Below are 26,913 nucleotides of genomic sequence, written 5' to 3'. Positions count from 1 at the left end.
ACTATACAACATATTTATAGACTTGCCTCCTATTTTATGACTAAAAAAAATAAAATCACCCCTGGGGGTGATTTTAAATATATTTTCGCATATGTTTTACTGCTGTTTTTTCTAGTCTAGAAACTTGAGCCTGTGAAATACCAATTTCTTCTGCTACCTCCATCTGGGTTCTTCCTTCAAAAAATCTTAAGTTTAAAATAAGCTTTTCCCTTTCATTTAACCTTTGCATAGCTTCTCTTATGGCTATTCCGTCAATCCATGTTTCGTCTTCACTTTTTTCATCACTGACTTGATCCATAACATAGATAGCATCGCCACTATCATGATAAATAGGTTCAAATAAAGAAACAGGATCTTGAATAGCATCTAAAGCAAAAACTACATCTTCTCTAGGTAGGTTTAAGTGTTGTGCAATCTCAGAAATAACTGGTTCCTTTGAGTTTTTATTAATTAGTTGATCTCTTATTTGTAATGCTTTGTAAGCAGTATCCCTCAAGGATCTACTAACACGAATAGAATTATTATCTCGTAAATACCTTCTTATTTCCCCAATAATCATCGGAACAGCATAGGTAGAGAATTTTACATTGTGGCTTAAATCAAAATTATCGATGGCTTTAATTAAGCCAATACAACCTACTTGGAACAGATCATCCACATGTTCTCCTCTATTGTTAAACCTTTGTATAACACTTAATACCAACCTTAAATTACCTCTTATAAATTCTTCTCTTGCGGCATAATCCCCCTGTTTAATACGACTAAACAGCTGATACATTTTATCGTTGGTCAGCACTGGTAATTCTGATGTGTTTACTCCGCAAATTTCTACTTTATTGATATGCATTGTAAAATCTCAGTCCTTTCACTTTGAATTACCCCTTTAATATTAAGATTATTGACTTATTAACTAATTTTATGCAGATGTAATTTATATAAAATATTTATATAAATTAAAAATTGCATCATCATAAAGAAAAGCGACAAATGTCGCTTTAACAAATACCTTCTAAACCATACGATTGATTTCTTTTTTCAACCTAGATACAATCCTTTTTTCTAGTCTAGAAATATAAGATTGTGAAATTCCTAAAATATCTGCAACTTCTTTTTGTGTTTTTTCCTTTCCATTATTTAAACCAAAACGAAGTTCCATAATTCTTTTTTCTCTTTTGGATAATTTATCTAATGCAACTTTTAACAGTTCTTTATCTATTTCCTCTTCTAAAAATCGATAAATAATATCATTATCCGTTCCTAATATATCTGATAAAAGCAATTCATTACCATCCCAATCAATATTTAAGGGTTCATCAAAGGAAACCTCCATCCTTACTTTGCTATTTCTTCTCAAATACATTAAAATTTCATTTTCTATACATCTTGAAGCATAGGTTGCTAATTTAATATTTTTTTCTGGATTGAAGGTATTAACTGCCTTGATTAAACCAATAGTACCAATGGAAATCAGATCCTCCACCCCTACACCAGTATTTTCAAATTTTCTAGCTATATAAACTACTAATCTTAAATTTCTTTCAATTAAAATAGTTCTTACCGTACTCTTATCATCCTTTAATTTTTCAATCAAAAAATTTTCTTCATCATTAGACAACGGAGGGGGTAAAGTCTCATTCCCACCAATATAATAAATCGTTTCTTCAGAAAATAATTTTAGATATTTTAAAATTTTAATAGAGTAATATCGGTACATTAGCTTGTATTTTATGAAAGATTGTTTCATTTTGTATACCTCCTAGGTTTCCTTAATAACTTTTCTAATATGTTTCTATTAAATCAGGATGTAACAGTGCTCTGTACTCTCCTGCTTTGGATAATTTTCTGTTGTAGACAGCAATAATTATATCTTTAACATTTTTCATATTTTCTTTCTGCTGAATAGAAACATAATCAGGTTTGAAGCCTATGAGCATACCATTTTCAGTTCCTAACGCATTATAGGGAATCATTCGAAGTCTTGTTGTCCAACTGCTGCTATTTAACAATACAGCTATTTGAGTAAAATTTGGGGTTCCAGCACAATTAAATATTTTCTGTATTTCTATAGGCAATAAATCCACAATAGCATCGTATTCTACAATGATTACTGGATACTGACTTATGGGATCTACCAAAGAATTCCCTGTGTCCACCATTCCAGTAAGTTCTGTCATTATACCATCAATTTCAATTTTTATTTTCATCAATATTTTTTCTTTAGACAGCTGTTTTTGTATATAACCCCAACAAAAATTAATAAGAATATAACCTACTCCACCGGCAATAAAAATATTTTTTATAGAAATATTGGTAATATAAAAAATTCCATTACTGATAATCCCATTAAAATTGGTAAAGTAAAAAATAGCAAATCCGGCCCCACCAAAAATCAAGGTGATTGTATAAAAAACCCCCACCAATCTAAAAAAATCTTTGAATTTATAAGGAGTAAATGCTAAAACGATAATAATCATAGAACAGGCTATTTTCATAATAATAGAAAACAAAAAATGTAAGGATGGAAAAAAAATTATAAAAGCATACAAAGCACTAATAGATGAAGCAATCAGTAGTTTTATTTTTTTTGTTGGATATTTCCCAAACTTAGATGTAAGGGATAATATTATAAAGTTCATAATGAAATTTTCTAAAAAAACATACTCTGCATAAACTACCATTCTACTTCCTCCTAAGAGACATAACTCTGTTAATATACAAATATTCACTCTCAAGGTGATTTATGTATATTATATAAAATATATATTAGTTTTTTTGTCATTTTGTGAAGTCGAAAAAGTTGTTTGTTCTAAGGTTTATAAAGAAAAATGTAATGGGGGAAATTCTCAAAACTGTACAAATAGAAATAGACCTGTAAATTACAGGTCTATTTCTATTTGTACAGTTTAATTTTATTTATTTATTATTGCGTCTTAAAAAGATAGGGATATCCAATTCATCTACTTGTTTTACTTTACTTTCCCCTGCTGCCACTTCTTTATTACTAGTAGCTTCCTGTAAAGTGCTTCTGTTTGGATTATCGGGATTTTTAACTAGGCCTTGCTCAAAGCCTGTTGCTATAACTGTAATTCTTATTTCATCCTTTAACTCTTCGTTAATAACAGCACCAAAAATAATATTAGCATCCTGATCAGCAGCTTGAGTTACCAGCTCTGCTGCTTCATTCACTTCAAATAATCCTAAGCTAGATCCTCCAGTAATGTTTAATAATACCCCTTTAGCTCCTTGTATAGAGGTCTCTAGTAACGGACTTTGTATAGCCTGCTTTGCTGCTTCTGCAGCTCGATTTTCTCCACTAGCTCTTCCTATTCCCATATGGGCTAAGCCCTGTTCCTTCATAATAGTTTTAACATCTGCAAAGTCAAGGTTTACTAATCCAGGAACAGCAATCAAATCCGATATCCCCTGGACACCCTGCTTTAAAACATCATCTGCTATTCTAAAGGCATCTAACATCGTTGTCTTTTTTTCTATTACCTGTAACAATCTATCGTTTGGAATTGTTACTAAAGTATCTACTCTATTCTTTAACTCTTGACTTCCCTGTTCAGCATGGAGCATTCTTCTCTTGCCTTCAAAAGTAAAGGGCTTTGTTACTACACCAACAGTTAAGATACCTAACTCCTTAGCTACTTCGGCAACAATAGGAGCAGCACCTGTACCTGTTCCTCCACCCATGCCAGCAGTAATAAAAACCATGTCAGCTCCTTGGAGTAATTTATGAATATCTTCTCTACTTTCTTCAGCAGCCTTCTTTCCAATTTCAGGATTGGCCCCTGCTCCTAATCCTCTTGTCAATTTTTCGCCTATTTGTATTTTATGTTCAGCCTTCGAGGTAAATAATGCTTGTTTATCTGTGTTAATGGCGATAAATTCAACACCTTTAAGTCCTGTTTCTATCATGCGATTAACAGCATTGTTACCTCCTCCTCCAACGCCAATTACTTTAATTTGAGCAAATTGATCCATATCTACGTCAAATTCTAACACAATATTACCCCCTTAATTATGTAAATACCCTGTTTTGATCACAGTTGTTATTTCGTTAATAAATGTAATTTTTTCAACTTTACCATAATTTTCTTTCTTTATCCATAGGTCGTAGGGCTATAATTAATATAAAATCTATAGATTAGCTATATTGACAGAATAGCTTGTCAATATAGCACCTCATTCTATCTTATCTTAATACGGAAACCCTTTATAATTTATAAATTCAACAAAAACTTTATTTTTCCTTTTTTCATTTATAAATAAGTATATAAATTTTTCAAAAATTTATATACTTATCGGGATTGTATTTTTTCCAATAGATGTCTCCGCAAAATAGCAAAGTTTTGAAACAACCTTACACCAAAGGCAAAAATTGCTGCATAATATAGGGGTACCCCTAAGCGATCACCTATATATGCTAAAAATCCAGCCAATATAGCATTGCCGAAAAAACCAGAAACAAAAATATTTGTATTGAATTTATTTTCAACACTGGCTCTTAAGGCTCCAAAAACAGAGTCAAGTGCTGCTAAAATCGCTACAGAAATATATAGAGAATAGGTGGCTGGATAAGTGATGGGTAAATATAAACCTAAAAAAACTCCCAACATTAGACCAATGATTGCAAATAACATTTTTTACTCCCCTTCCATTGGTTTTATATATTTAAAAGCTATATCCCCTCGGTATTTGGATATTCTTACTTTATCACTCGTATAGGACTCTACATTCAAACCATAGATTTCAGTTAAACCCAAAGCATAGGAATCTGGTGCCTTTATAGCCGCATCTAATGTTTGAGGATCACCTATAGCTCTAATCACGAAGGGTTGTCCATAGCTATAGTTATTAATTGTTATTGTTGGCCCCGTGCACTTGACTTCTGAAGTGTTTAAAAATCTCTGGCCGTTAATAGATAATACCTCAGCCCCAGCTACTTTTAGGTCATTCAAGATGGTCAACACATCTCCATCATGAACAACTAGATCATCTGGACGTTCTCCTTCATAAAGCTCTCTTTCGCTATCACTTAATTTAATAATAATTCCAGGTCCTTCTACATCCATGAAGCCACTTATTAGCTTCATTGTGTTGATTTCATTACTTAGTACTTCTTTAATACTGCCATCTTCTTCTAATGCCCGTTGGTATTCCTTAAGTTTGTTTTCCTGAGAAGCTATTAATCCCCTTAAATTCCCTATTTCTTCTCTTTCCTTATTGATGGCACCATTTAAGTCACTCATTGTTTTTAAACTGACAAAACTATAGTCCTCCACATCATTTCTAAATTGCAATACAATAGTAAAGCCTAATATCAAAAACATAAATAGAATAACAAATTTTTCATATAAAGATTTCATAACTTCCACCTCTTCTCAATCTCTCTAAGGAGACTCTATCGGCTTAGCATATTGGTATTGAATAACCCTACTATATCTTGGCATCGTTACGGAATTTTCTTTTCTTATGTTAACTTGTAAATTATAATATTGTCTCATACCCCACACCACACCATATCGTATATTCAGTGCTGCTTCTAATGTTTCCGGATTCCCTACAGCTTTAATAACGAATGGAGGCCTTACAGGCACAGAGTTAACAAGAAGATTGTCAGAGGAATAGTATATTTCAGTTGAGGCAATGTATCTTTGATCATTAATCGCTATAGCTTCTGCTCCAGCAGCATTTAACATATTAATTATCTCTAATAAAAGATCATAGTTATACATAATAAAGCTGCCTTCTCCCCCCATAAAATACTCATTTGGAGGATCATCAATTGTAACCACAACCCCAGGTCCTTCTCCTTCTTTGTATCCTGCCAATAATTGATATTTCTCTAAATCTCTTTTGAGATTTTTAATAATTAAGTTTTCATCGGCCTCAGACATTTCATATTCCTTTAAACGTTTTTCTAAATTTGTAAGTTCTTCATTCAATCGTTCCTTTTCATTCCTTAAGTTCCTCAATTCCATAGCCAATTGTTGGGCTTTTTGTGTAGATAAAAAACCACTACCAGTTGTATTTCTCACAACATTAAATTGCATAGATATAATGAGCCCTAATATACCACAAAGTAATCCTATAGCAACCTTACCTTTTAAATTCATCTATCTTCCTCCCATTGCTCTCTACTTCTTATAGATATTTGTCCTTTATAACGCATATCAACTATAACATTTTTTTTATTGGTTGCATATAAATTTGTTAATACTTCCTTTAATGCTAATATCGTATACGCAGGATCTTCCCTATTGGACAATAAGAATTCGATACCATCAAAGGTAATGAGCTTTATATAACCTTCTTGATCAATGTTGATTTCTGAAATTATGTCGGCAATAGACACTATCTTGGATGCTTCAATGTACTCCATAGCTCTATCTAATAATTCCTCATTACTTATATCCAGTTTATCACCTATCTTAAAGCTATTAAATGCTACACCTGTAATTAAAACTAAATCCTCAGCTAGGTAATCATCCGAAACCTCTAGTACTACTTTATTGTGATCAATATAAATAAATGATCCCATATAGGGTATTATAGCATATTTTTCTCTTTCCTTCACAGTAATAATAATGGTTGCAGGCAATTTCCTTTTGATATGGGCCTCTTCAACATAGGGATGTAGTTCTATTTGGTGTTTTATATGGGAGGGTTTATATTGAAAAATATTTCTTTCTATGGAGAGTTCAGGAGTGCGTAGAATTTCTTCCTTGGTTATCATGTGATTTCCATAAACTTCAAGTTCCTTTAAATTCAATAAGTCCGATTGAAGTAAATAATATATTCCCCATAACAAAAATATAATAACAAAAAAAACAATAGTAATACTTCTCTTAACCTTCCTATTTCTTATTTTTTTCTCTCTTCTAATCTCTCTATAATCCATAGCCTACTCCTGCCTTATTATAGCTTGTACTTTTTTTCTGGATTTTAAGGGCAGCTGTATAGCTGCTTACTTAAAATATTTGTTTGTAATGATCCCGTACTATCTTTATAGTTAGAAGCAAAAAAACTTATTATAATATACTATATCCTAATCTAGGTATAGATGCTAATTTCATTATAATCTAAATGTCCACTATTGGAAAGGTGTTTCAATATATTAAAGGAGGTTATAACCTTTGGATTTTGGCCCCCACACTTTTTAAAGCTTCTTCTATGTTATCATATCCTCTTTCAATATGCTTTGTATTTTCGATAATTGTAGTACCTTCTGCCACTAATCCTGCTAAAATCAAAGCAGCTCCACCCCTTAAATCATTGGCAGTTACATTTGCTCCTGTTAACTTTGGTACCCCTTTAATAATTGCTACTCTACCATCAATCTTAATGTTTGCCCCCATTCGAATTAACTCATAGGCGTGTTTATATCTATTTTCAAATATATTTTCTGTTATAATACTAATACCGTCACTAACTGTCATTAAAGACATTATTTGGGATTGCATATCCGTTGGAAAACCCGGATAAGGCATAGTCTTAATAGATTCTATAGCATGTAATCTGCTTGGTGCTACCAATTTTATACTGTCATTGGTATATAATACCCTACAACCACATTCCTTTAATTTATATATAGCCGACTGTAGATGTTCTGGAACCACATTCTTCAGTAAAATTTCTCCCTTTGTAATAGCTGCAGCTGCTAAGTAGGTTCCTGCTACAATTCTGTCAGGAATAATGGTGTGTTCCACCTCATGAAGGTTTTTCACCCCTTGAATCTTAATTGTAGCACTTCCCGCTCCAGAAATTTTCCCTCCCATTTTGTTAATAAAATCTTCAAGATCTTTAATTTCTGGTTCTCTTGCAGCATTTCTAATAACCGTCACTCCCTCAGCACAGGTTGCTGCTAACATAATATTTTCAGTAGCACCTACGCTCGGAAAATCCAATTGTATTTCGCAACCCTTTAGCTTTTGGGCTTTACATATCAAAAACCCATGCTTTTCTTCAATAATGGCTCCCAGTTCCCGTAAAGATTTTAAATGTAAATCTATAGGCCTTGGTCCAATTTCACAGCCTCCTGGATAACTAACAATTGTTTCACTACATCTACTCAACATAGCCCCTAAAACTACAATGGAGGAACGCATCTCCCTTACTAATTCCTCCGGAATTCTATGATTGTTTAACTTGCTAGAATCTACAATAACAGTGCCATTTTCCCTTTTTACTTCACACCCTACTGCCCGCAAAATTTTCACCATAACATCTACATCTGATAGTTTTGGAATATTGCCAATAACATTCAATCCTCCGTTTAATACAGTAGCTGCTAATATAGGTAACACAGAATTTTTTGCACCACTGACCTTTAATTCACCTTGAAGCTTATATCCTCCATGCACTACTAATTTTCTCACCGTAAGCCACCTCCAGAACTTATAAATATATTTATAGAAACTTTACTTATTAAAGTAATTAATTGATAAAATAGGTATTATAAAACAAGTATATAACCATAATATGCAAAAGTTCCAAAGGTGTGCCTTAAAATCTAATTGTTTAATTCTTTATTAAGTTTTTAATTTCATTATAAATCACATCAGTAGCCTGAGCTTTAGAAGCATCTAAACTGGCCTTCTTCATAGTGTTTAATTTTTCCTTATCATTTAATAATTTGTTTATATTATTATACAGATCATCCCCGTTAAGCTCCTGTTCTCTTATAACAATAGCAGCTCCCCTAGCTTCTAAAGCCCTAGCATTATATTCTTGATGATTTTCAGCAGTATAGGCTTTGGGTATTAAAATAGATGGCTTTCCTACAGCATTAATTTCCGTAATGGTAATAGCACCAGCACTACAAATTATTAAGTCACAAGCCTTTAAAGCATGGGGCATATCATTGATATATTCCATAATACGATTATGTTCAAAGACTTCCTTGTGCTGTAAGAGGTTATTTCTTACTTCTGTGTAATGGCTTTTTCCCGTAACCAATAAAATTTCGAAAGGATTTTTAGAATACTTCATTAACATATGGGTAACAGTTTTGTTAATACTAGCTGATCCTCCACTACCCCCTACAATTAGCACTAGAGGTTTATTTTGTTGGGACTTATATTTTAAGTCCGCCTCTTTAGTTGAAACCTTAAAAAATTCTTGTCTTACTGGATTGCCTGTGACAATTAATTTTTCCTTTTGTTTGAAATATTTCCTTGCTTCTTCAAAGCTAATAGCAATTTTATCCACATAATTGCCTAAAATTTTATTTGTGATACCTGGAAAAACATTTTGTTCGTGAATAATGGTTTTTATCCTCATTTTTGCTGCCATATAAACTACAGGTCCACAGACAAATCCCCCCGTACCTATAACAATGTCTGGCTTAAAATCTTTAATAATGCTTCTTGCCTGCCATAAACCCTTTAAAAGCATTCCAGCACTTTTAACATTATGAAAAGATATTTTTCTTCTTAAATAACTAACGGTTATGGTTTTGAAATCATATCCTGCCTTTGGTACAATATCACTCTCCAATCCCTTTTCTGTACCTATAAACAAGATATTGGAGTTTGGATTAATTTCTTTTATTTTATTTGCTATAGCAATAGCAGGATAAATATGACCTCCAGTTCCCCCACCACTTATAATTACTCTCATATTTTTCAGCTCCTGTTCATGTTTGTATGTTTTGAGATATTTAATAAGATACCCATTGAAGCCATAAATATGACTAGGGCATTCCCTCCAAAGCTGATGAAGGGTAGAGGCATACCAGTAACTGGCATAGATGAAGTAGCCACTGCAATATTGATTACTACTTGAACAATCACCATTGTTGTAATTCCCGTTGCCATTAAACAGGCAAAAAAATCTGGTGCATTAACAGCAATACGAATTCCCCGCCAAATTAATATCATAAAAAGTAGTATTATCATAACACCACCGATAAACCCTAGTTCTTCTCCTATTATTGCAAAAATAAAATCATTTTGAGGCTCTGGGAGATAAAAGTGTTTTTGTACGCTTCGTCCCAGTCCTCTACCAAAAATTCCTCCAGATCCTAAGGCCAGTAAAGATTGTACAGCTTGGAATCCACTATCAGTAGGATCTGCCCATGGGTCTAAAAAAGCTGTAATTCTCTTGGCTTTATATCCCTTGCCAGCAATAAATATATAGCCTATCATGGAGGCCAGAGCAACCGATCCAGCTCCAACTAATCCAACAAAATGTGAAAGCTTCATTCCTCCTACAAAAACCATAGAAATAATAATTATAACCACTACAAATGCTGTGCTAAAATCTGGTTGTGCATAAATAAAACCAAAAAACATCCCTGCCAACAATAAATAGGGAACTACCCCTTGGAAAAATTTCTGTAAATCCTCCCTCTTTCTAGTAAGACTAGTTGCTACAAAAACAATAGCAGTAAATTTTGCAATTTCTGAGGGCATAACAGTAATGGACCCTACTCCAATCCATCTTTGGGCACCATTTACTTCTTTACCTAGAGGCGTCAAGACTAATATTAATAAAATGATACTGCCTAACAACATGATATTTGCATATTTTTTCCATGTCCAATAGTTTACCTTAGCACAAAAGTACATAGAAAAGGTTCCAATAACTGCCCAAATCATAATTCTTTTTAAAAAGTAATATCCATCCCCCAGTACTACCATAGCATAGGAAAAGCTGGAACTAAATACCATAATAATACCGGTAGCCACCAGCATAGCTACAGTAATAATAACTGTGAAGTCATAGGGATTTTTTTTTCCCATTTTAAGACCTCCTTAGATTCCTTACAATTTCTTTGAAATGATTACCTCTTTCTTCAAAATTTTTATACATATCCCAGCTGGCACAGGCTGGAGATAGCAGGATAGAATCACCTTCCTCTGCTATATTATATGCATTGTTCACTGCATCTTGTAAATCCTCTACTATCATTACTTTTTCAAATCCTAATTTTTTTGCAGTATGATAAATTTTTTCTGCTGTTTCTCCATAAACAAATAACTCTTTTACTTTATTATCAAAGGCTTGAATAAAATCTTGAAATTCACTTTCCTTATCCATCCCTCCAGCTAATAAAAGAATAGGAGGTCTAACCGCTTCTACTGCTTTAATTGCGGCATCGGTATTAGTAGCTTTTGAATCGTTGATAAAATCAATGCCATCTATTTTTTCTACATGCTCAATACGATGTTCAACCCCTTTAAAGCTTTCTAAAGAGGTTTTAATTACTTTAATATCTACTCCCATGACAAAAGCCATAGCTGTGGCAGCCAATGCATTCTCTAAGTTATGTTTCCCAGGTATTTTTATAGCATCTATATGTATAACCTGCTGCTTTTTACCTGCTAGCAAAACCACAACATGCTGGTCTTCCACAAAAACTCCCTCATTAAGTTTTTCTTTTCTGCTGAAATATACTTTTTTAGCCTGTAAATTTTTACTAGCTTCTCTACAGCTTATATCATCATAGTTAATAACAGCATAATCATTAGTATCTTGATTTTTAAAGATATTGAACTTAACATCTCTATAATTATCCATGGTTTTATGACGATTTAAGTGATCAGGTGTTAAATTTAATATGGCCGCTACCTTTGGTTTGAAATCTACAGTGCTTTCCAACTGAAAGCTACTAACCTCCATCACCATAGTATCTTTATCAGTGGTTTCTAATGCTTTAGAAATAGCTGCTATACCTATGTTTCCTACTACAAAGGTGTTCCTACTGGCATTTTTAAAAATCTCTCCTGTCAAGGCTGTAGTGGTGGTTTTACCATTGGTTCCAGTAATAGCAACAATAGGAGCCCTGTTTAGACGGTAGGCTAACTCGATTTCTCCTATTATTTCAAGATTTGCCTCCTGAATTTTTCTAATAAAAGGTATATCTAATGGTATCCCTGGAGATACCACCACTAAATCTAATTGACCTAATTCATTAAGATCAACAGGATGTTTACCTAGGATAGCATCATATTTAAAATCTGTTAACCCTTTAAGACTATCTGTCAGTACTTCTTCTGATCTTATGTCATTAACAATTACATGGGCTCCTAACTTTACTAAGGTCCTTACTAATGGTACGCCAGTTACAGCTAGTCCTATAACCAAAACTCTTTTATTTTTTAAATTCATTTTGACACCTGCTTTCTTAGTTTAATGCTAATATACCTATTAAACATAAAACAACTGTTACAATCCAAAATACTGTAACAACCTTTGTCTCTGCCCAACCACTGAGTTCATAATGATGATGTAGTGGACTCATTTTAAAAATCCTTTTTCCAGTAGCTTTAAAAGAAATAACCTGTAAAATAACCGATACAGATTCTGCAAAATAAATACCGCCTACAATGGGTATAATCAAAGGTATGTTCATTAATATAGCTAGGGTTGCTACTGCACCTCCTAGAGCTAATGAGCCTGTGTCCCCCATGAATACCTGGGCAGGATGGGTATTATATCTTAAAAATCCTAAACATGCTCCTGTTATGGCACTGGAAAAAATCCCTAGGCTAGTATAACCCCAGCTCATGGCTACTAAACTAAAAAAAGCTGTAATAATAAGGGTTACACCCGATGCTAAGCCATCTAATCCATCTGTTAGGTTAACGCTATTCACAGTTGCCACCACTACAAATACGATAAAAGGAATGTAGAAAATTCCTAAATCTATATATTCAGGTATAATAAAATCTCCTAATTGTAGACTTCCATCTACAAAAGGTATAATAATTTTTGTTCCGACACTGGATGTATTAGACTGATAAATTGCTAACAGAACTGCTACAATAGTTTGTAGTAGTAGCTTCTGATAAGCCCTCAATCCAAGATTTCTTTTTAATACTACTTTAATGAAATCGTCTATAAAACCAATTAAACCAAAAGCAATTGTAGCACCTAATGCAACCAATAAGTCTGTATTGATTATTCCCGCAGTAAGGGAGGTAATGATAACTGATAGAATAATAATAATTCCACCAATAGTGGGTGTCCCACTTTTGGACATATGGCTTTGGGGTCCCTCCTCCCTAATGGTTTGCCCTACCTTTAATCTTCTTAAAAACGGAATGATCAATGGACCCAATAGTAGTGTAATAAAAAATCCAATAATTATTGTGTAAACTAGTTGATTTTGTTGTAGCATCTAATTAACTCCTCTCTTGTAAATAATCAACGATCTCCTCCATCATCATACCTCTAGAGCCTTTGATTAAAATAACATCATCTTTTTTTATAATGTTTTTGATGATTTCTATCGCTTCTTTATTAGATTCTGCTGTATAAACTTTGTTTTTTATTCCTTGAGCAATAGCTTCTTCTCCTATCCATTTAGCCATATCGCCAACTGTAATCAATATATCTATTTTTCCAACACTATAAGCTCCCACCCTTCGGTGTCCCTCTTCTGCAAAATCTCCCATTTCAAACATATTACCTAAAACAGCTATCCTTCTACCACCCTCTACTCCTTCTAGTACCCTTAAAGCCGCCTTCATAGAATCAGGATTAGCATTATAAGCATCATTAATCACCTTAATATCTTTAAGCTTTAAAATCTCCAGCCGCATTTTTGAAGGAATGTTGCTTTCTAACCCCTTTTGGATAGCTTCTATTGTCATGTTATGATAAAGTCCAATCCATATAGCTATTAAGCTATTGTATACATTATGTATTCCTGGTTGATTAATTTGAAAATGATGGTCTTCCCCATCAATTTCAATGTCAAAGGTAAAACCCTCTTCCTTTAAATCCATCAAATTTTTAGGATAAATATCATTTTCTGGTGAAAAACCAAAAAAGATTTTTTTATAGGAACTTTTTTGATTTTTTAGGGTCCTTAAAAGGTCATCGTCACCGTTTAATAATAAATAATCATCATCTCCTAGATAGGTGGCTATTTCCATTTTAGCCTTCATAATATTTTCTCTGCTTCCTAAATGTTCAATATGAGATAAACCTATGTTAGTGATAACTGCAATATTAGGTCGTGCAATTTCTGTTAAATCTAATATTTCCCCAAAGTTTGACATGCCCATTTCTAAAACTGCTATTTCATGCTGATTATCTAAGTTAAATACTGTTAATGGTAGACCTATTTCATTATTTAGATTTCCAATATTTTTAAGAATGTTAAATTTACAAGCCAGTACACTACTGACCATATCCTTGGTAGAGGTTTTGCCAGTACTGCCGGTAATGCCTATAAAAGGTATAGAAAATAGGTCTCTATAATACTTGCTGATCTGCTGTAAAGCTTTCAGAGTATCCTCTACTTCTATAATGTAAACATTATTCAAACCCTCCATAGGAATATGCTTCCCTTTTTTATAGAGAATAGCAGACGCTCCTTTGTTTTTAGCAACTTCTATAAATTTGTGACCATCAAATCTTTCACCTTCCAAAGGAATAAAGAGATTATTTTCTTCAATCCTTCTAGAGTCTGTGGATACACCATTTATATACTCTATTATCCCTTTGCAGATTACTTTGCCGTTACATGCACCTATAACAGCTTCAATAGATTGTTTTATCATATTAATCCTTCCTCCTTAGCAACTTCAACAGCTACCTTTCTATCATCAAATTCAAAAACATTATCATTAATAATTTGATAAGTTTCATGACCTTTGCCAGCTATTAAGATAATATCACCTTTTTCAGCATATTTTAAGGCCAACCGAATTGCCTCTCGCCGATTTTCAATTATATCATATTTCCCTAAAGTTTTTCTTATACCATCTTCTACCATAGCTATAATTTCCATAGGATTTTCTGTTCGGGGATTATCTGAAGTAATAATGGTTAAATCACTATAGCTTCCAGAAATCTCCCCCATTATAGGTCTTTTGGTTTGATCTCGATCACCACCACATCCAAATACAGTTATAAGTTTGTTTTTTGCAAATTTTTTTATAGATTTTAGAACATTTTCTAAAGCATCCGGTGTATGGGCATAGTCAACAATTACAGCAAAGTCCGCAAATTCCTCTATCGGCTCCAGCCTTCCAGCTACTCCCTTTATACTTCTGAGCCCTTCTACTATATGGTTAGCTCCAATATCCATGCTGTAACAAACAGCAATAGCAGCTAGAGCATTATAGACAGTAAATATTCCAGGAATATTTATCTCAACTTTTTCTTTATATTTAGGTGTGATTAAATCAAAAGTAACAGTCTTTATACTTAGGACAATGTTTTCAGCTATTATATCGGCCTTTTCTTTTATACTATAGGTTAGCATTGGGGTGGTCGATCTTCGTAATTCTTGATAAATGGTTTTCCCAACTTCATCATCGATATTAATAATATTACATAAAACAGTTTTATAAAACAACTTTTTCTTGGCATTTTTATAATCTTCTAAAGTAGCATGGAAATCTAGATGTTCTGGTGTTAAATTGGTGAAAACCCCTACTTTAAACTGACACTCCTCTACCCTGTCTAAAGCTAAGGAATGAGATGAAACCTCCATGACACAACAGTCTACATTTTCCTGTAGCATACGTTTAAATAGTTTTTGTAAGTCTAAAGATTCAGGAGTAGTTCTATCAGTTTCTATCTTCACATCCCCTATCCAGTTGGAAATCGTGCCAACAAGTCCTGTCTTTTTACCACTGGTCTCTAATATTTTTTTGATCATATAGGTTGTGGAGGTTTTGCCATTGGTGCCAGTGACGCCAATTAAGTCTAGGGATTTACTTGGCTCTCCATAAAATCGATTAGCTATAATTGCCATTGATTTCCTTGTATTTTCTATCTCAACAACAGTGGCTCCTCCTAAATTTACTTCCTCTTCAACAAGTATAGCTGAAGCGCCTTTTTCAATAGCATCCCTTATGTATAAATGACCATCTGTTTTGAAACCTTTAATACAAATAAACAGGCTGTTTTTTGTAACTTTTCGGGAGTCATAAACAATATTTTCAATACTTATTTCTTGTCTTCCTGAAATTTTCTTTATTTCAAGTCCTTGTAATAACTCCTTTAATAACATACATATCCTCCTGACTAACACCACTATTTACCCTTAACTTTTTTCCTCTATCTATCTTTTATTTCCATTTATTAAACTTTTTAAAAGGCAACTTAAAATTAAAGTATAATTTCTTTAATTTCAGTTGCCCTTTTAATTATAAGTTGCCTATAAAAATATCTAGTTTTTTAAATTCAATTTCTGTCTTAATCGGGCTTAAATTCAACACTGATTATCGTACCAGGTTCTACATCTGTTCCTGCCTCTGGTGTTTGACTATAAGCTAAACCACTGCCAGTTATTTTTAACTTTAAACCCATAGCACTTAGTATCGCATTGGCTTCTCTAATTGTTTTATTTTTTAGATTAGGTACTGAAACAGAAACTGGGAGATTTTCATTAACCTTGGTATATAACATAATGATTGATTTTTCTGGCACTCTTGCCGTTGGTTTAGGAAACATGTCAGCAACAATAGCATTGCCATCTCCAATGTATTCAGGCCATGTACCATATTCTAACTTGGTCTGCAATAGTATTTGCGAGGCTTCCTTGACTGTTAAACCCCTTACTTCAGGCACAACTACCTCATTCTGTACCAATGCCTCTGCCTCTGCCTCTGTATATTTAGGTTTGATGTCTAAATACCTTAAGCTTTCTTCAAGTATCTCCTTTGCAATCGGTGCTGCTACAACGCTACCAAAGTGACTGTATCCCCCTGGTTCATCCACAATAGCTAGAACTGCCAACTGGGGATCATCACTGGGTGCAATCCCTATGAAGGAGGATACATAAATTCCCTGAGCATATCTTCCGTTTACAACTTTTTGTGCTGTTCCAGTTTTACCTCCAACTTTATATCCAGGAATATAAGCAGCTTTTCCAGAACCCTCTGAAACAACTGATTCCATAATGTTTCTCATTTCTTCTGAGGTTTTTTGAGATATAACCTGCCTTACCATGATTTCATCAAAACGATGAACCACTTTCCCCTCACCATCAACTAGTTCTTTTACAATTCGAGGCTGCATCAACCTACCATCATTTACAATAGCTGATACAGCAGTAATCAACTGAATCGGTGTGACAGAAATACCTTGCCCAAAGGAAATCGTGGCCAACTCTACAGGTCCTACATTATTTAAATTATGCATAATTGACTTTCTTTCTCCAGGCAAATCAATCCCAGTAGTATCTGAAATCCCAAATCCATCCAAATAACTATACAGGGTCTCTGTCCCCATCTTTTGCCCCATTTCAACAAAAGCAGGATTACAAGAGTTTTGCACAGCCTCTATTAAGGTTTGATGACCATGGGGATTATAATGTCTCCAGCATCTTATAGTCTGCCCAGCTACATTAATAGTTCCTCTGCAATAATAGGCGGTATTAAGACTAGTGGCTGCTTCCTCAAGAGCCGCGGCTGTAGTAATTAATTTGAAGGTAGAGCCTGGTTCATAAGTATCATTGATAATTGGATTTCTCCACATACTAAACCATGTCTCTAATTTTTTTTCATCCTTCATTTCCTCTAGTTGCTGTCTTAACCCTTCATCTAAAGGCACCCTAGGTTCATTGGGATCATAATCTGGCTTAGCAGCCATTCCCAATATATCCCCAGTCTTTACATCCATGACAATTACCTTTATCCGTTTTGCTTTGTGGATTTGTAAAGCATTTTCAACAGCCTTCTCAACGAAATGCTGTATCACCTCATCAATAGTTAACACTAAATTCAGGCCATCCTCTGGTGGATAATACCTCTCTACACTAAAAGCTAGTTGTCTTCCTCCACCGTCAGTATTTTTAATCCACCTTCCTGGCAGTCCACTTAAATACTTTTCATATTCTAACTCTACTCCTGCCGCCCCCCTATTATCATCGGTGGTATGACCTAATATATAAGCAGCAAAATTACCATAGGGATAATACCGTTTATTATCCTCTGCAATCCATACACCTTTTATTCTTTGAGCCCGGATATTGTCGGCTAAATCATCATCAATCCAACGGGCTATCCTTACTAATCCATATCTGGTGTTTTTAAGTTTTTCTATTGTATCCTCTACATCTAAGTCCAATATATCTGCTAAAACTTTTCCAGCTACTTCAGCATCTTCTATTTCCCTAGGCCTAGCCCAAACAGTATTGGTACTGGCACTGATAGCTAGTTCTTTACCATTCCTATCATAAATAGTTCCTCTTCTTGAAGGAATCGGAATATCCCTTGTCTGCTGTGCATTGGCTAGTTCTTTGTATTTTTCACCCTGTATAATTTGTATCCATCCTAATCTTATGATTAGAAGAGTCATTGTTACACATACAACAGTGAATATAAATATGAGCCGTCTTTTGCTAGAAATACTAGGTTGTGACACTAGGATTTCCCCCTTTAAATTTTGAACAAACCTACAAACCTACTAAATATCTTGTTAAAGGTATCGCCAGAGCCACCTTTGTCGTAGATCTCTTCCTCGTTATTATTTAATTGATTTCTTAACATAGCTGTTTCTATAGGATCTACGCTAATATATATGATTTGCTCTGGTAATGGATATTGCATATTTAAACGATCTTTTGCTTCCCTTTCAATCCACCTAGATTTTGATACCCTTTCCACCTCTACCCTTAAATGTTCCTTTTGAGTTTCCAATTGCTCTAATTGGTTATGAAGGTGATGAATTCTATGTTTTGCTTCTGTAATAGTAGCAAATCTTATTAATAACACCAAACTTATAGATAAAACCGTTATTATTCCGAATCCCATCATTATTTTTTCAAACCTATAATTTTTCTTAGGTTTTTGTCTCTGTATAGGCTTTTGCTGTTGTTGTTCCTGTGGTTCTAGATAGTCATATTTCCTTTTCGCTACTACCAAATTTATTCATCCTCCTTTCTCTTTAGAACAAATGTATTATTATGCTTTTTCAGCTACCCTTAATTTTGCACTTCTGGAACGTGGGTTTTTTTCCAATTCTTCTTTTGTAGGTATAATAGGTTTTCTAGTAATAATTTTTAATTGCTTTTTATTGCCACATTGACATATAGGGAATTGTGGTGGACATGTGCAAGGATCATTTAATTCCCTATATGTGTTTTTAACAATTCTATCTTCTAGAGAGTGGAAGGTAATAATACATATCCGTCCTCCCTCATTCAAATAGTTAGTAGCGATTTTAATTGTTTCTTCTATAATATCAAGTTCTTGATTAACTTCGATTCTAATGGCTTGAAAAGTTCGTTTAGCTGGATGAGCCCCCTCTCTCCGAGCCCCTTTAGGAATGGCTCTTTTAATGATATCTACTAATTCATAGGTGGTTTTAATTTCTTCTTGCCTTCTATGATTCACTATAAATTCAGCTATCCGCTTTGCCCATTTTTCTTCACCATACTGCCACATGATTCTAGCTAGTTCCTCTTGAGAATATTGATTTACTACATCCTTTGCAGTTAAAGGATTACTGGCGTCCATTCTCATATCCAAGGCAGCATCCTGCATATAAGAAAAACCCCTCTCAGCTTCATCTAATTGATGGGATGACACTCCCAAGTCCATCAATATACCGTCAATTTTATTGACTTGTAAATTTTGTAAAACTTCTTCAAGATTTCTAAAGTTATTATGTATAAGCTTTATATTGCAGGTATACTCCTGTAATCTTTTAGTAGCTGCATTGATTGCATTTGTATCTTGATCAATACCTATTAACAATCCTTTTTTGCCTAAACTTTTTGCGATTTCTTTTGAGTGACCTCCTCCACCTAATGTACCATCTACATAGATACCATCTTCTTTTATATTTAAATTTTCTATGCATTCCTCTAATAAAACTGATGTATGTTGAAATTCCATTTAATCACCTACTTTTTATATTCCCAACTGCTGCATTTTTACAGCTATGTCATCATAGCTTAGGTTTTCATCACTATTATACTGCTGCCATTGTTCATGGCTCCATATCTCGATCCTCGTAGCCACACCTATAATCACAGCTTCTTTTTCTAGGAGAGCATGCTCCCTCAAATTGTTGGGTATTCTTATTCTTCCCTGATTATCTAATTCACATTCTGTAGCTCCCGCAAAGAAAAATCTTACAAAAGCTCTGGCATCCCTATTGGTCATGGGTAGTTGTTTTAATTTTTCTTCTAATACCTTCCATTCTTCTATAGAATAAACAAATAGACAGTTATCCAGCCCCTTCGTCACGATAAAGCTTTCCCCCAGCTCTTCTCGAAACTTAGAGGGAATACTGACTCTCCCCTTTGTATCTATAGTATGATTGTATTCACCAATAAACATCTCTACCCCACCTTAGGGACTTCTCCCCACTCTATACCACTTTGCACCACTTTTTATATTATTTCTATAGTATTTTAGAAATTCCTTCTAAAATATTGAATTTATTTTTTTATAGTACTATAGTTCTATAGACATTTTTCAACAAAAAAAGGCCCTAGGCCTCAAAAAATATGAATAACTGCCATATTAGTATGACAGTTATCTATATTACACGTTTTATCTTATGGATAACATCTTCTGGTGGTATAAAAATAAAGCTTCATCAAGTTTATTGCTGACCTTAAATATATCCTCTGTATTTGATTCCTCAACTATGTCAATACTTTCTATAAGTTGTTGTAGCTTTTGAATTTCTTCCCTAGACATGAGTTTCACCCCAGTTATATTTTAGTAATTTTTATGTCTTTTATTAAAGACTTGTATACTAATTAAACCGAAAATAGTATATTTTGTCAAAGGATAGAGACTTCAAAATTTTACAATTTATCAAATATTTTCTATCTTTTTCTCATAAATTCTCTAGTTTTTAGTGTTATTTGTTTTTTGGGGGTATATCAATATATGGTTTGTTTTCTGCTAATTATCAATCGTATCCACTATATATAGTATATATAAGTTTTAGCTGGGTTTATATCCTTTTCTGCTTTTTAATATCTTTATTAAAGCAAGCCCTCCTACGATAGTAAGGATACTGATGACTTGGGCGGTTCTTAATGGTCCTATCATTAAACTGTCAATTCGTAGTCCTTCTATAAAAAACCTTCCAATAGAATATAATATTAAATAATAGATAAAAATTTGACCTTCAAATTTCTTTCTCTTTGTGTAGGCTAAAAGAAATATAAACACGCCAAAATTCCATATAAACTCATATAAAAAAGTTGGGTGTACCATGACTCCGTCTATTTCAATTGCCCATGGTAAATCCGTTGGTGTGCCGTAGGCCTCTTGATTAAAATAGTTTCCCCATCTTCCTATAGCTTGGCCTAAAATAATACTTGGAGCACAAATATCTGCCATTTTCCAAAATCTAATTCCTTTATAACGACAAAAGATGTAGCCCGCCAGTACACCAGCTATAATAGCCCCATGTATAGCTAGACCCCCTTGTCGAAATTTTAAAATATCCCCAGGATTTTGTCCATAATAATCCCATTTGAAAATAACATAATAAACTCTGGCACCTATCACTGCTATAGGTACAGCAATAAGGGATAAATCTAAAATAACATCTTCATATAAATTTTCTTTTTTAGCACGAATAATAGCAATAAAAATTCCTAAAAAGATGCCAATCGAAATAATAATGCCATACCATGCTACTTCTATGCCAAATATGCTAAAAGCTATTGGATCCATCTAAACCATCCTTTACTAAGTAAATTTTTCCTTTATTGCTAAGGAGCTTGAAATAAATTATAGTGAATTTCTATCCAAAAGTCAAATTTATAGACTTAACAAGTGTATTCTATTTATTAGTTCTCTTCCAAGGGTGTCATTAAAACTCCATGGATCAATTCCGTGGATCATAACCGTATAGGGAGCTTCAATGTTTGATGGTAGTTGCTGTAGGATTAATTGATGGGAAATTTGCTGTAAAGTAGTTGATGTAGGAACTAACATAATTTCTCCTACCCCATACTCCATTAAACGATGGATTTCATCATGTATATTTTTTTTGTTAAAAAATGTTAAACTAATTTTATTGTTATTGTATCCATCCCTAATTAAAAATTCTCGAATTTTTTCCCTAAACAACAAATCCTGTTTAATATCAGGTGAATTCTCTTGACCCTTTTTAAGCTCCTCCCCTATTAATATGATTCCTATATTATGTTTATGGGGACTATGCTTGAAATGATTAATTTGATCTACAAAGGACTTCGCCATTAATTCGCTGTTCCATAATACACCTGTATTTTTTACCTCTATCCTATATTGTTGAAGATTAAGTTTGTTAATTTTGTTTTGTATATTGATGAAATCTTGGGTCTCTGATAATAAAACAGGTGCTATAATAATTTTTTGGTTTCCCTCCAGTATCACATCATTTATGGTATCTGATAAATAGGGTTTATCATATAAATATGCAACATAAAAATTATTTTCTTCATTCAATGCTTCTCTTAACTGATGCTTTAATCTTGTACCTTGATATATGTAGGAAAAACCTTCTATTTTTTCATAGTTTAATTTTTGCTTAAACAAATGAAAGGGTAGGAACATCCTACTCCATAAAGAATTATATTGTCTAACATTTTTTATGGCTAATGGAATATTATAAGTAGAGGGTTCTCCTTGAAATACTACTACAATAGCCGTCTTATTATTAGGGACATAGTTTCTACCAATATAAATCTCTTCTAGTGAGTATTGAAAACCTAATAATAAACCGATGGTTAAAATATAGCCTAATACAATTGCCATTACCACAGTTTTGTAATTGTTTTTATGACTATACTGATTTTTTTTATATGTTATAAATGTCATACTCAGTAATCCAGTACTTATCACCCATAAAGTCCGTTCTATAACTCCATTTAATATTAAAGCTAAAGTAAATATTATCGTTATAAACGTCACCTTTATAAAACTTTTCATATTATCCATCCTTATATTAAAATCTATTTTCTTAAATAATATGAAAATATCTATGATAAAATGAATAAAGATGGAGGTCGCCTCCATCTTTATTCATTTTATGCTATGCTTTGGGTGTGATTCGTCTAAATATTTCTTCGATCTCCCGACCAAATCCACTTAACGGTCTACCTCTACCAGCTTCTCTAGCAATATTTTCTATTCTTGTAAACAAATCAGGATCTGCTGTTACAGCTACTCTGTCAATGTTTCTATCGGTTTCTTTTACTGTCTCTTCAATTTTTCTTTCTACGTCTCTATCCATTTCACCTTCTCCAGCACCGGTTAATGTCACACCAACTAAGGCTGTATTTTCGGAAATAACTACAGTTGCACTCCTAACTTCTTCTAATCTAACAATTTCATTCACAATTCTATCAGCTCTAACAGTTAAATCTTGTTCTAATTCGTTGGGTTGCATGTTTCTAGGAGCAGTTCTATCATCTCCAGGAATTCTTGTATCTCGAAGCATACCATCATCTGCTTGCTCTCCTGGCATTTGCTCCTGTCTTTCTGGCATAGGTTGAGGCTCTTGTGGCATCGGTCTTCTAGCTGGCCTGCAACCTGTAATAGCAATTGCTACAACAAGAAAGATGCATATCATTAATAATGTTTTTTTGTTTTTCAAATTATCACCTCCTAAGTATATTTTGTCTCGGAGTATTTTTTTTATTTAACTACTTTTTTCATAGATTATCATAATTTAACATTTATTATCCAAAAAGCCTATGTTCAAAAGAACATAGGCTTTTTTAACATCCATTTCAGTAGCATCAAAATTTAATGCTATATAATTATATCTATTTGGCTATAACCATATCTATTTTTTAGCTATCTTATTCAACAATTAATTCAACCATTTCTCCGTTTTTAACTCCTGCAGCATTTCCTTCATCAATATCCACATGCATTTCTAGAGCAAAAGTAGGATGAGCCCTTACTAAAACGTTTTCAAAAACTACTCCTCTATCTCCCTCTGTTCTTACCTTTACTCTTTGCTTATCTACAACACCAAACTTCTCTGCATCATCTGTGTGCATATGTATATGTCTAGCAGCAGCTATAACTCCTTCTTTTAGCTCTACTTCTCCTTTAGGTCCTATGATTTTTACACTAGGACTTCCTGCTATATCTCCAGAATCTCTTACTGGAGGTGTTACTCCTAATATAAATCCATCCGTTAAAGATACTTCTATCTGTGTACTAGGTCTTGCTGGTCCTAAAACACGAACACCCTTTAATATTCCTTTAGGCCCTGCTATATCAACTTTTTCAGCAGCAGCATACTGCCCAGGTTGAGATAAATCCTTAAATTTATTTAGTTCATACCCTTCACCAAACAATATTTCAATATCTTGTTGACTCAAATGTAAATGTCGATTAGATAAAGCAATTGGCAACATTTTTTTAGCCATCTTAGCTCCTCCTTTTATATAGGTTTGTTAATTTATTATTTTTCCTTATACAAGCAATATTATAAAACTTTTAGATACAAAAATCAAATTTTTGTTGAATAATCTTTTGTAAACTTATGGTATCTAGTTATCTACAAGCCTTGAAAAATATCTTCTGTTTTTTTCCAATCTTCTTCTTGATGATTTTTATCTCTAAAATAGAAAATTATGGTGATTAGTGCTAAAAATAGGCATATACTAGCCATTATCATATAATAAACTGTATAAGGTATATAAAAGGCTGTAATAGTAAGATAAATACTTAACAAAAGGTACCCTTTTATTTTTTTAGTTGAAAATGCCTCTGACTTGTATTTTGTCCAATTCCTATTTCTTTTACTAATTTGATTTTCTATTATTTCATCGATTTCTTCTTCAGTAGGGAACATATCATTTAACTGAATAACATTTAGTAGTTTATCCTTGTTTATTAGAATCATCCTATAGCTTTCGTTTAATTTATCTAAGTAATTATAGCAATCTTGAGTGAAATCCGATGTTGTAATAAATACACCTTTTTTTATATCATGTTGGGTTAATTGACATAAAAATTCCTTCAATTCCTTTAATTCAACATCAAAATCATTTTTGTACATATAACAACAAATCATTATCTTGCTTTGGTTATAATTTGCCTTCATCAAAATAGACTTATGATCATTATTGACATACTGTATTTTCGTAAAGCCCCTTTTAGAAAATATATCTATAATATACTCTCTCATCTCTTCTACTGTTTTGTTTAGGATTTCTTTATAAATTCTTTGGGTTGCTACAGTTTTTCGCTTGTCATTTTTAAAATCTATTATTTTATCATTTCGGATTTTTATAGAAATGATATGATATATACTTAGGCCTACTATTGCTATCATAGTAGCTCTGTATAAGTTTGTTTTTATAAAGTATATTATCAATAATATGCTAAAAAAAATAAAAATTCTCCACAAAACATAATCAATCACTTTAGCTAAATCACTTCTTTTGTCTTCTTTTGTAGTACTATAAAAGGTTTTAAATCTTCTACTATTGGATCTATCCTTCTTATAATTTTTGTATTTCTCCCTTAAGTCTATCCATAGGAATCCTATTTTTTTCATTGGAACCCCTCCCATATTTATCCTTCGATATATTGTTAAGACCTCTACTTCTGATAGGTGAACAAACTAAGCGACTATCACAAAACCATAGATTTTGGGGATCTACTTATGAATTAAGTCTTATTTTATATTTAATAGTTTTTACCAAAAAAATCCATAGTATACTTCTCCTATGGATTTTAAACTATAGTTTTTATTCTAATTCTTCTATAGTAGTAATTAAATTTTCTATTCCAATTTCATCAAGGTTAATCATTTTTACAAATTGATTGTAGGAGGGTATACTTATTTCTCCTGTCATATTGTGGGCTAGATAATTATTGTTACTACTAGAGTATACAATTACATCAATAGGGTCTTTTGCTTTGTCTATTGTGGTAATCCTATATCCCTTTTCTTTTAAAATTTCAGTGGCCCCATGTAGTCCTTCCTGAATTGCTATCAGTTTATTTTTCATTGCTTTCCACCTCCATCAATATTTTAACCTTTTAAATGCTATTTAAAGCAAAAAATTCTCTCTACATCCTTCATGAAAATCATCTAAGATTATAAACAATTTGTGAATTTCTTATTGACTAAAAAACCTCCTTATATTCTATAAAGATAATAAGAAGGTTTTTTGTACAGTATTTATTTTTCCTAGCCCATAGCTCTTTCTAATTTATCAAGGTGTTGTAATGGAAAATGCTTAAGAAGCTCTTTAAATTGGTCCACACTTAGGCCTTGAGTTGTTGTGTAAATTTCAATTTTCCCATCTACGTCTGCTTGAATAAAACGTTGCTTTACTTCTTGAAAATTTACCATGTGTTAAATCCTCCTTAACTATGGATTTAGTTATAGTATGGAGAATTCCTTGTGGAACTATACGATTTTTTTATTCTGTTTTTTTTATTACCCTTTATGAAAGAGATTCATAAACTTCTGGTTTTAGTGTAGCAATAAATGGAAGATTTCTGTATTTTTCTGCATAGTCAATTCCATATCCCACGATAAATTCATCTGGTATATCAAAACCAACATAATCTAAATACAAATCACATTTTCTTCTAGATGGTTTATCTAACAAAGTACATATTTTTAAGCTTGCTAACTTTCTAGACCTCAAATTTTCTGTTAAATATTTTAAAGTCAATCCAGTATCTACAATATCTTCAATAATCAATACATGCTTGTTTTCAACTTCTAGATCTAGATCCTTTAATATTTTTACTACCCCTGATGTTTGTGTTGAATAACCGTAACTGGATACCGCCATAAAATCAATGTACAAGGGTAAGTTAATCTCTCTTATCAAATCTCCTAGAAAGATGTTTGCACCTTTTAAAACGCCAATAACAATGACTTCTTCTCCATTGTAATCTCTTGTGATTTGTTGACCTAGTTCCTTTACCTTGCAGCTTATTTGTTCTTTTGTATATAAAATTTCTTCAATGTCCATTTTCATAAAATTCTTTGCCCTCT

General features: G+C 32.9%; 28 protein-coding genes. All 28 read right to left on the bottom strand.

Features of this window, described 5'->3' with window-relative positions; genetic code table 11:
- Positions 1-73: 73 nt before the first annotated feature.
- On the bottom strand, positions 74-847 hold the full coding sequence (sigG, locus tag BLS22_RS05940) for an RNA polymerase sporulation sigma factor SigG (RefSeq protein WP_090551989.1): 774 nt from the start codon (positions 845-847) through the stop codon (positions 74-76).
- A 162-nt stretch (positions 848-1,009) separates the two neighbouring features.
- On the bottom strand, positions 1,010-1,714 hold the full coding sequence (gene sigE / locus BLS22_RS05935; protein WP_408633663.1) for an RNA polymerase sporulation sigma factor SigE: 705 nt from the start codon (positions 1,712-1,714) through the stop codon (positions 1,010-1,012).
- 64 nt (positions 1,715-1,778) lie between these two features.
- Positions 1,779-2,678, bottom strand: a complete 900-nt coding sequence (spoIIGA, locus tag BLS22_RS05930; protein ID WP_090551983.1) for a sigma-E processing peptidase SpoIIGA — start codon at positions 2,676-2,678, stop codon at positions 1,779-1,781.
- A gap of 235 nt (positions 2,679-2,913) precedes the next feature.
- Complete coding sequence (gene ftsZ / locus BLS22_RS05925) at positions 2,914-4,008, bottom strand: cell division protein FtsZ (protein WP_090551979.1); 1,095 nt, start codon at positions 4,006-4,008, stop codon at positions 2,914-2,916.
- A gap of 296 nt (positions 4,009-4,304) precedes the next feature.
- Complete coding sequence (locus BLS22_RS05920; RefSeq protein ID WP_090551976.1) at positions 4,305-4,646, bottom strand: small basic family protein; 342 nt, start codon at positions 4,644-4,646, stop codon at positions 4,305-4,307.
- Positions 4,647-4,649: 3 nt separating this feature from the next.
- A complete protein-coding gene (locus BLS22_RS05915) occupies positions 4,650-5,372 on the bottom strand; it encodes a DUF881 domain-containing protein (RefSeq protein WP_090551974.1) in 723 nt (240 codons plus the stop codon).
- A 24-nt stretch (positions 5,373-5,396) separates the two neighbouring features.
- Positions 5,397-6,122 (bottom strand): DUF881 domain-containing protein, encoded by a 726-nt coding sequence (locus BLS22_RS05910; RefSeq protein WP_090551971.1) that lies wholly within the window; start codon positions 6,120-6,122, stop codon positions 5,397-5,399.
- Positions 6,119-6,907, bottom strand: coding sequence for a cell division protein FtsQ/DivIB (locus BLS22_RS05905; RefSeq protein WP_090551968.1), 789 nt, complete (start codon positions 6,905-6,907; stop codon positions 6,119-6,121). The genes BLS22_RS05910 and BLS22_RS05905 overlap by 4 nt, the downstream gene beginning before the upstream one ends.
- A 226-nt stretch (positions 6,908-7,133) precedes the next feature.
- A complete protein-coding gene (murA, locus tag BLS22_RS05900; protein ID WP_090551966.1) occupies positions 7,134-8,384 on the bottom strand; it encodes a UDP-N-acetylglucosamine 1-carboxyvinyltransferase in 1,251 nt (416 codons plus the stop codon).
- A 142-nt stretch (positions 8,385-8,526) separates the two neighbouring features.
- Positions 8,527-9,627, bottom strand: coding sequence for an undecaprenyldiphospho-muramoylpentapeptide beta-N-acetylglucosaminyltransferase (gene murG / locus BLS22_RS05895; RefSeq protein WP_090551963.1), 1,101 nt, complete (start codon positions 9,625-9,627; stop codon positions 8,527-8,529).
- A 5-nt stretch (positions 9,628-9,632) separates the two neighbouring features.
- Complete coding sequence (spoVE, locus tag BLS22_RS05890; protein WP_090551960.1) at positions 9,633-10,751, bottom strand: stage V sporulation protein E; 1,119 nt, start codon at positions 10,749-10,751, stop codon at positions 9,633-9,635.
- Between the two features lies 1 nt (position 10,752).
- Positions 10,753-12,120: a UDP-N-acetylmuramoyl-L-alanine--D-glutamate ligase gene (gene murD / locus BLS22_RS05885; RefSeq protein ID WP_090551956.1), complete on the bottom strand. Its 1,368-nt coding sequence runs from the start codon at positions 12,118-12,120 to the stop codon at positions 10,753-10,755.
- A 16-nt stretch (positions 12,121-12,136) separates the two neighbouring features.
- Positions 12,137-13,132 (bottom strand): phospho-N-acetylmuramoyl-pentapeptide-transferase, encoded by a 996-nt coding sequence (gene mraY / locus BLS22_RS05880; RefSeq protein WP_090551953.1) that lies wholly within the window; start codon positions 13,130-13,132, stop codon positions 12,137-12,139.
- 4 nt (positions 13,133-13,136) lie between these two features.
- On the bottom strand, positions 13,137-14,522 hold the full coding sequence (locus tag BLS22_RS05875; protein WP_090551949.1) for a UDP-N-acetylmuramoyl-tripeptide--D-alanyl-D-alanine ligase: 1,386 nt from the start codon (positions 14,520-14,522) through the stop codon (positions 13,137-13,139).
- Positions 14,519-15,982, bottom strand: coding sequence for a UDP-N-acetylmuramoyl-L-alanyl-D-glutamate--2,6-diaminopimelate ligase (locus tag BLS22_RS05870; protein ID WP_090551946.1), 1,464 nt, complete (start codon positions 15,980-15,982; stop codon positions 14,519-14,521). The genes BLS22_RS05875 and BLS22_RS05870 overlap by 4 nt, the downstream gene beginning before the upstream one ends.
- A 185-nt stretch (positions 15,983-16,167) precedes the next feature.
- On the bottom strand, positions 16,168-18,339 hold the full coding sequence (locus tag BLS22_RS05865) for a stage V sporulation protein D (RefSeq protein ID WP_090551942.1): 2,172 nt from the start codon (positions 18,337-18,339) through the stop codon (positions 16,168-16,170).
- 14 nt (positions 18,340-18,353) lie between these two features.
- Positions 18,354-18,839: a cell division protein FtsL gene (gene ftsL, locus BLS22_RS05860; protein WP_090551938.1), complete on the bottom strand. Its 486-nt coding sequence runs from the start codon at positions 18,837-18,839 to the stop codon at positions 18,354-18,356.
- A 39-nt stretch (positions 18,840-18,878) separates the two neighbouring features.
- The gene (gene rsmH / locus BLS22_RS05855; protein ID WP_090551934.1) at positions 18,879-19,814 is read right to left on the bottom strand and encodes a 16S rRNA (cytosine(1402)-N(4))-methyltransferase RsmH; all 936 of its coding nucleotides are present in this window, start codon (positions 19,812-19,814) and stop codon (positions 18,879-18,881) included.
- Positions 19,815-19,829: 15 nt separating this feature from the next.
- Positions 19,830-20,261: a division/cell wall cluster transcriptional repressor MraZ gene (mraZ, locus tag BLS22_RS05850; RefSeq protein WP_090551932.1), complete on the bottom strand. Its 432-nt coding sequence runs from the start codon at positions 20,259-20,261 to the stop codon at positions 19,830-19,832.
- A gap of 216 nt (positions 20,262-20,477) precedes the next feature.
- On the bottom strand, positions 20,478-20,627 hold the full coding sequence (locus BLS22_RS15070; protein ID WP_176762076.1) for a hypothetical protein: 150 nt from the start codon (positions 20,625-20,627) through the stop codon (positions 20,478-20,480).
- 252 nt (positions 20,628-20,879) lie between these two features.
- Positions 20,880-21,620 (bottom strand): prolipoprotein diacylglyceryl transferase, encoded by a 741-nt coding sequence (lgt, locus tag BLS22_RS05845; protein WP_090551930.1) that lies wholly within the window; start codon positions 21,618-21,620, stop codon positions 20,880-20,882.
- Between the two features lie 87 nt (positions 21,621-21,707).
- Complete coding sequence (locus BLS22_RS05840; RefSeq protein WP_090551927.1) at positions 21,708-22,862, bottom strand: hypothetical protein; 1,155 nt, start codon at positions 22,860-22,862, stop codon at positions 21,708-21,710.
- A 103-nt stretch (positions 22,863-22,965) separates the two neighbouring features.
- Positions 22,966-23,529, bottom strand: a complete 564-nt coding sequence (locus BLS22_RS05835) for a YhcN/YlaJ family sporulation lipoprotein (protein WP_090551923.1) — start codon at positions 23,527-23,529, stop codon at positions 22,966-22,968.
- Between the two features lie 208 nt (positions 23,530-23,737).
- Complete coding sequence (pduL, locus tag BLS22_RS05830) at positions 23,738-24,316, bottom strand: phosphate propanoyltransferase (RefSeq protein ID WP_090551919.1); 579 nt, start codon at positions 24,314-24,316, stop codon at positions 23,738-23,740.
- A 131-nt stretch (positions 24,317-24,447) separates the two neighbouring features.
- Positions 24,448-25,452, bottom strand: a complete 1,005-nt coding sequence (locus tag BLS22_RS05825) for a restriction endonuclease (RefSeq protein WP_176762075.1) — start codon at positions 25,450-25,452, stop codon at positions 24,448-24,450.
- Positions 25,453-25,645: 193 nt separating this feature from the next.
- Positions 25,646-25,909 (bottom strand): YkuS family protein, encoded by a 264-nt coding sequence (locus tag BLS22_RS05820; RefSeq protein WP_090551913.1) that lies wholly within the window; start codon positions 25,907-25,909, stop codon positions 25,646-25,648.
- Between the two features lie 182 nt (positions 25,910-26,091).
- Complete coding sequence (locus BLS22_RS15065; RefSeq protein WP_090551910.1) at positions 26,092-26,256, bottom strand: hypothetical protein; 165 nt, start codon at positions 26,254-26,256, stop codon at positions 26,092-26,094.
- A gap of 94 nt (positions 26,257-26,350) precedes the next feature.
- Complete coding sequence (gene hpt / locus BLS22_RS05810; protein WP_334292612.1) at positions 26,351-26,890, bottom strand: hypoxanthine phosphoribosyltransferase; 540 nt, start codon at positions 26,888-26,890, stop codon at positions 26,351-26,353.
- Positions 26,891-26,913 lie beyond the last annotated feature (23 nt).

Origin of the sequence: Natronincola ferrireducens (assembly GCF_900100845.1) — a bacterium.
Classification (GTDB): Bacteria; Bacillota; Clostridia; order Peptostreptococcales; family Natronincolaceae; genus Natronincola_B; species Natronincola_B ferrireducens.
This window is presented reverse-complemented; position numbering and strand designations above follow the sequence as displayed.

What these genes read in the sequence shown, in the direction of transcription:
- BLS22_RS05915 (WP_090551974.1), bottom strand. Translation starts at nt 5,372, where the DNA reads ATGAAATCTTTATATGAAAAATTTGTTATTCTATTTATGTTTTTGATA.
- mraY (WP_090551953.1), bottom strand. Translation starts at nt 13,132, where the DNA reads ATGCTACAACAAAATCAACTAGTTTACACAATAATTATTGGATTTTTT.
- BLS22_RS05910 (WP_090551971.1), bottom strand. Translation starts at nt 6,122, where the DNA reads ATGAATTTAAAAGGTAAGGTTGCTATAGGATTACTTTGTGGTATATTA.
- BLS22_RS05840 (WP_090551927.1), bottom strand. Translation starts at nt 22,862, where the DNA reads ATGAAAAGTTTTATAAAGGTGACGTTTATAACGATAATATTTACTTTA.
- BLS22_RS05875 (WP_090551949.1), bottom strand. Translation starts at nt 14,522, where the DNA reads ATGATAAAACAATCTATTGAAGCTGTTATAGGTGCATGTAACGGCAAA.
- BLS22_RS15070 (WP_176762076.1), bottom strand. Translation starts at nt 20,627, where the DNA reads ATGTCTAGGGAAGAAATTCAAAAGCTACAACAACTTATAGAAAGTATT.
- BLS22_RS05905 (WP_090551968.1), bottom strand. Translation starts at nt 6,907, where the DNA reads ATGGATTATAGAGAGATTAGAAGAGAGAAAAAAATAAGAAATAGGAAG.
- BLS22_RS05870 (WP_090551946.1), bottom strand. Translation starts at nt 15,982, where the DNA reads ATGTTATTAAAGGAGTTATTACAAGGACTTGAAATAAAGAAAATTTCA.
- spoIIGA (WP_090551983.1), bottom strand. Translation starts at nt 2,678, where the DNA reads ATGGTAGTTTATGCAGAGTATGTTTTTTTAGAAAATTTCATTATGAAC.
- mraZ (WP_090551932.1), bottom strand. Translation starts at nt 20,261, where the DNA reads ATGTTTATTGGTGAATACAATCATACTATAGATACAAAGGGGAGAGTC.
- BLS22_RS05920 (WP_090551976.1), bottom strand. Translation starts at nt 4,646, where the DNA reads ATGTTATTTGCAATCATTGGTCTAATGTTGGGAGTTTTTTTAGGTTTA.
- BLS22_RS05825 (WP_176762075.1), bottom strand. Translation starts at nt 25,452, where the DNA reads ATGAAAAAAATAGGATTCCTATGGATAGACTTAAGGGAGAAATACAAA.
- spoVE (WP_090551960.1), bottom strand. Translation starts at nt 10,751, where the DNA reads ATGGGAAAAAAAAATCCCTATGACTTCACAGTTATTATTACTGTAGCT.
- sigG (WP_090551989.1), bottom strand. Translation starts at nt 847, where the DNA reads ATGCATATCAATAAAGTAGAAATTTGCGGAGTAAACACATCAGAATTA.
- lgt (WP_090551930.1), bottom strand. Translation starts at nt 21,620, where the DNA reads ATGGATCCAATAGCTTTTAGCATATTTGGCATAGAAGTAGCATGGTAT.
- murD (WP_090551956.1), bottom strand. Translation starts at nt 12,120, where the DNA reads ATGAATTTAAAAAATAAAAGAGTTTTGGTTATAGGACTAGCTGTAACT.
- BLS22_RS15065 (WP_090551910.1), bottom strand. Translation starts at nt 26,256, where the DNA reads ATGGTAAATTTTCAAGAAGTAAAGCAACGTTTTATTCAAGCAGACGTA.
- rsmH (WP_090551934.1), bottom strand. Translation starts at nt 19,814, where the DNA reads ATGGAATTTCAACATACATCAGTTTTATTAGAGGAATGCATAGAAAAT.
- pduL (WP_090551919.1), bottom strand. Translation starts at nt 24,316, where the DNA reads ATGGCTAAAAAAATGTTGCCAATTGCTTTATCTAATCGACATTTACAT.
- sigE (WP_408633663.1), bottom strand. Translation starts at nt 1,714, where the DNA reads ATGTACCGATATTACTCTATTAAAATTTTAAAATATCTAAAATTATTT.
- BLS22_RS05820 (WP_090551913.1), bottom strand. Translation starts at nt 25,909, where the DNA reads ATGAAAAATAAACTGATAGCAATTCAGGAAGGACTACATGGGGCCACT.
- murG (WP_090551963.1), bottom strand. Translation starts at nt 9,627, where the DNA reads ATGAGAGTAATTATAAGTGGTGGGGGAACTGGAGGTCATATTTATCCT.
- hpt (WP_334292612.1), bottom strand. Translation starts at nt 26,890, where the DNA reads ATGGACATTGAAGAAATTTTATATACAAAAGAACAAATAAGCTGCAAG.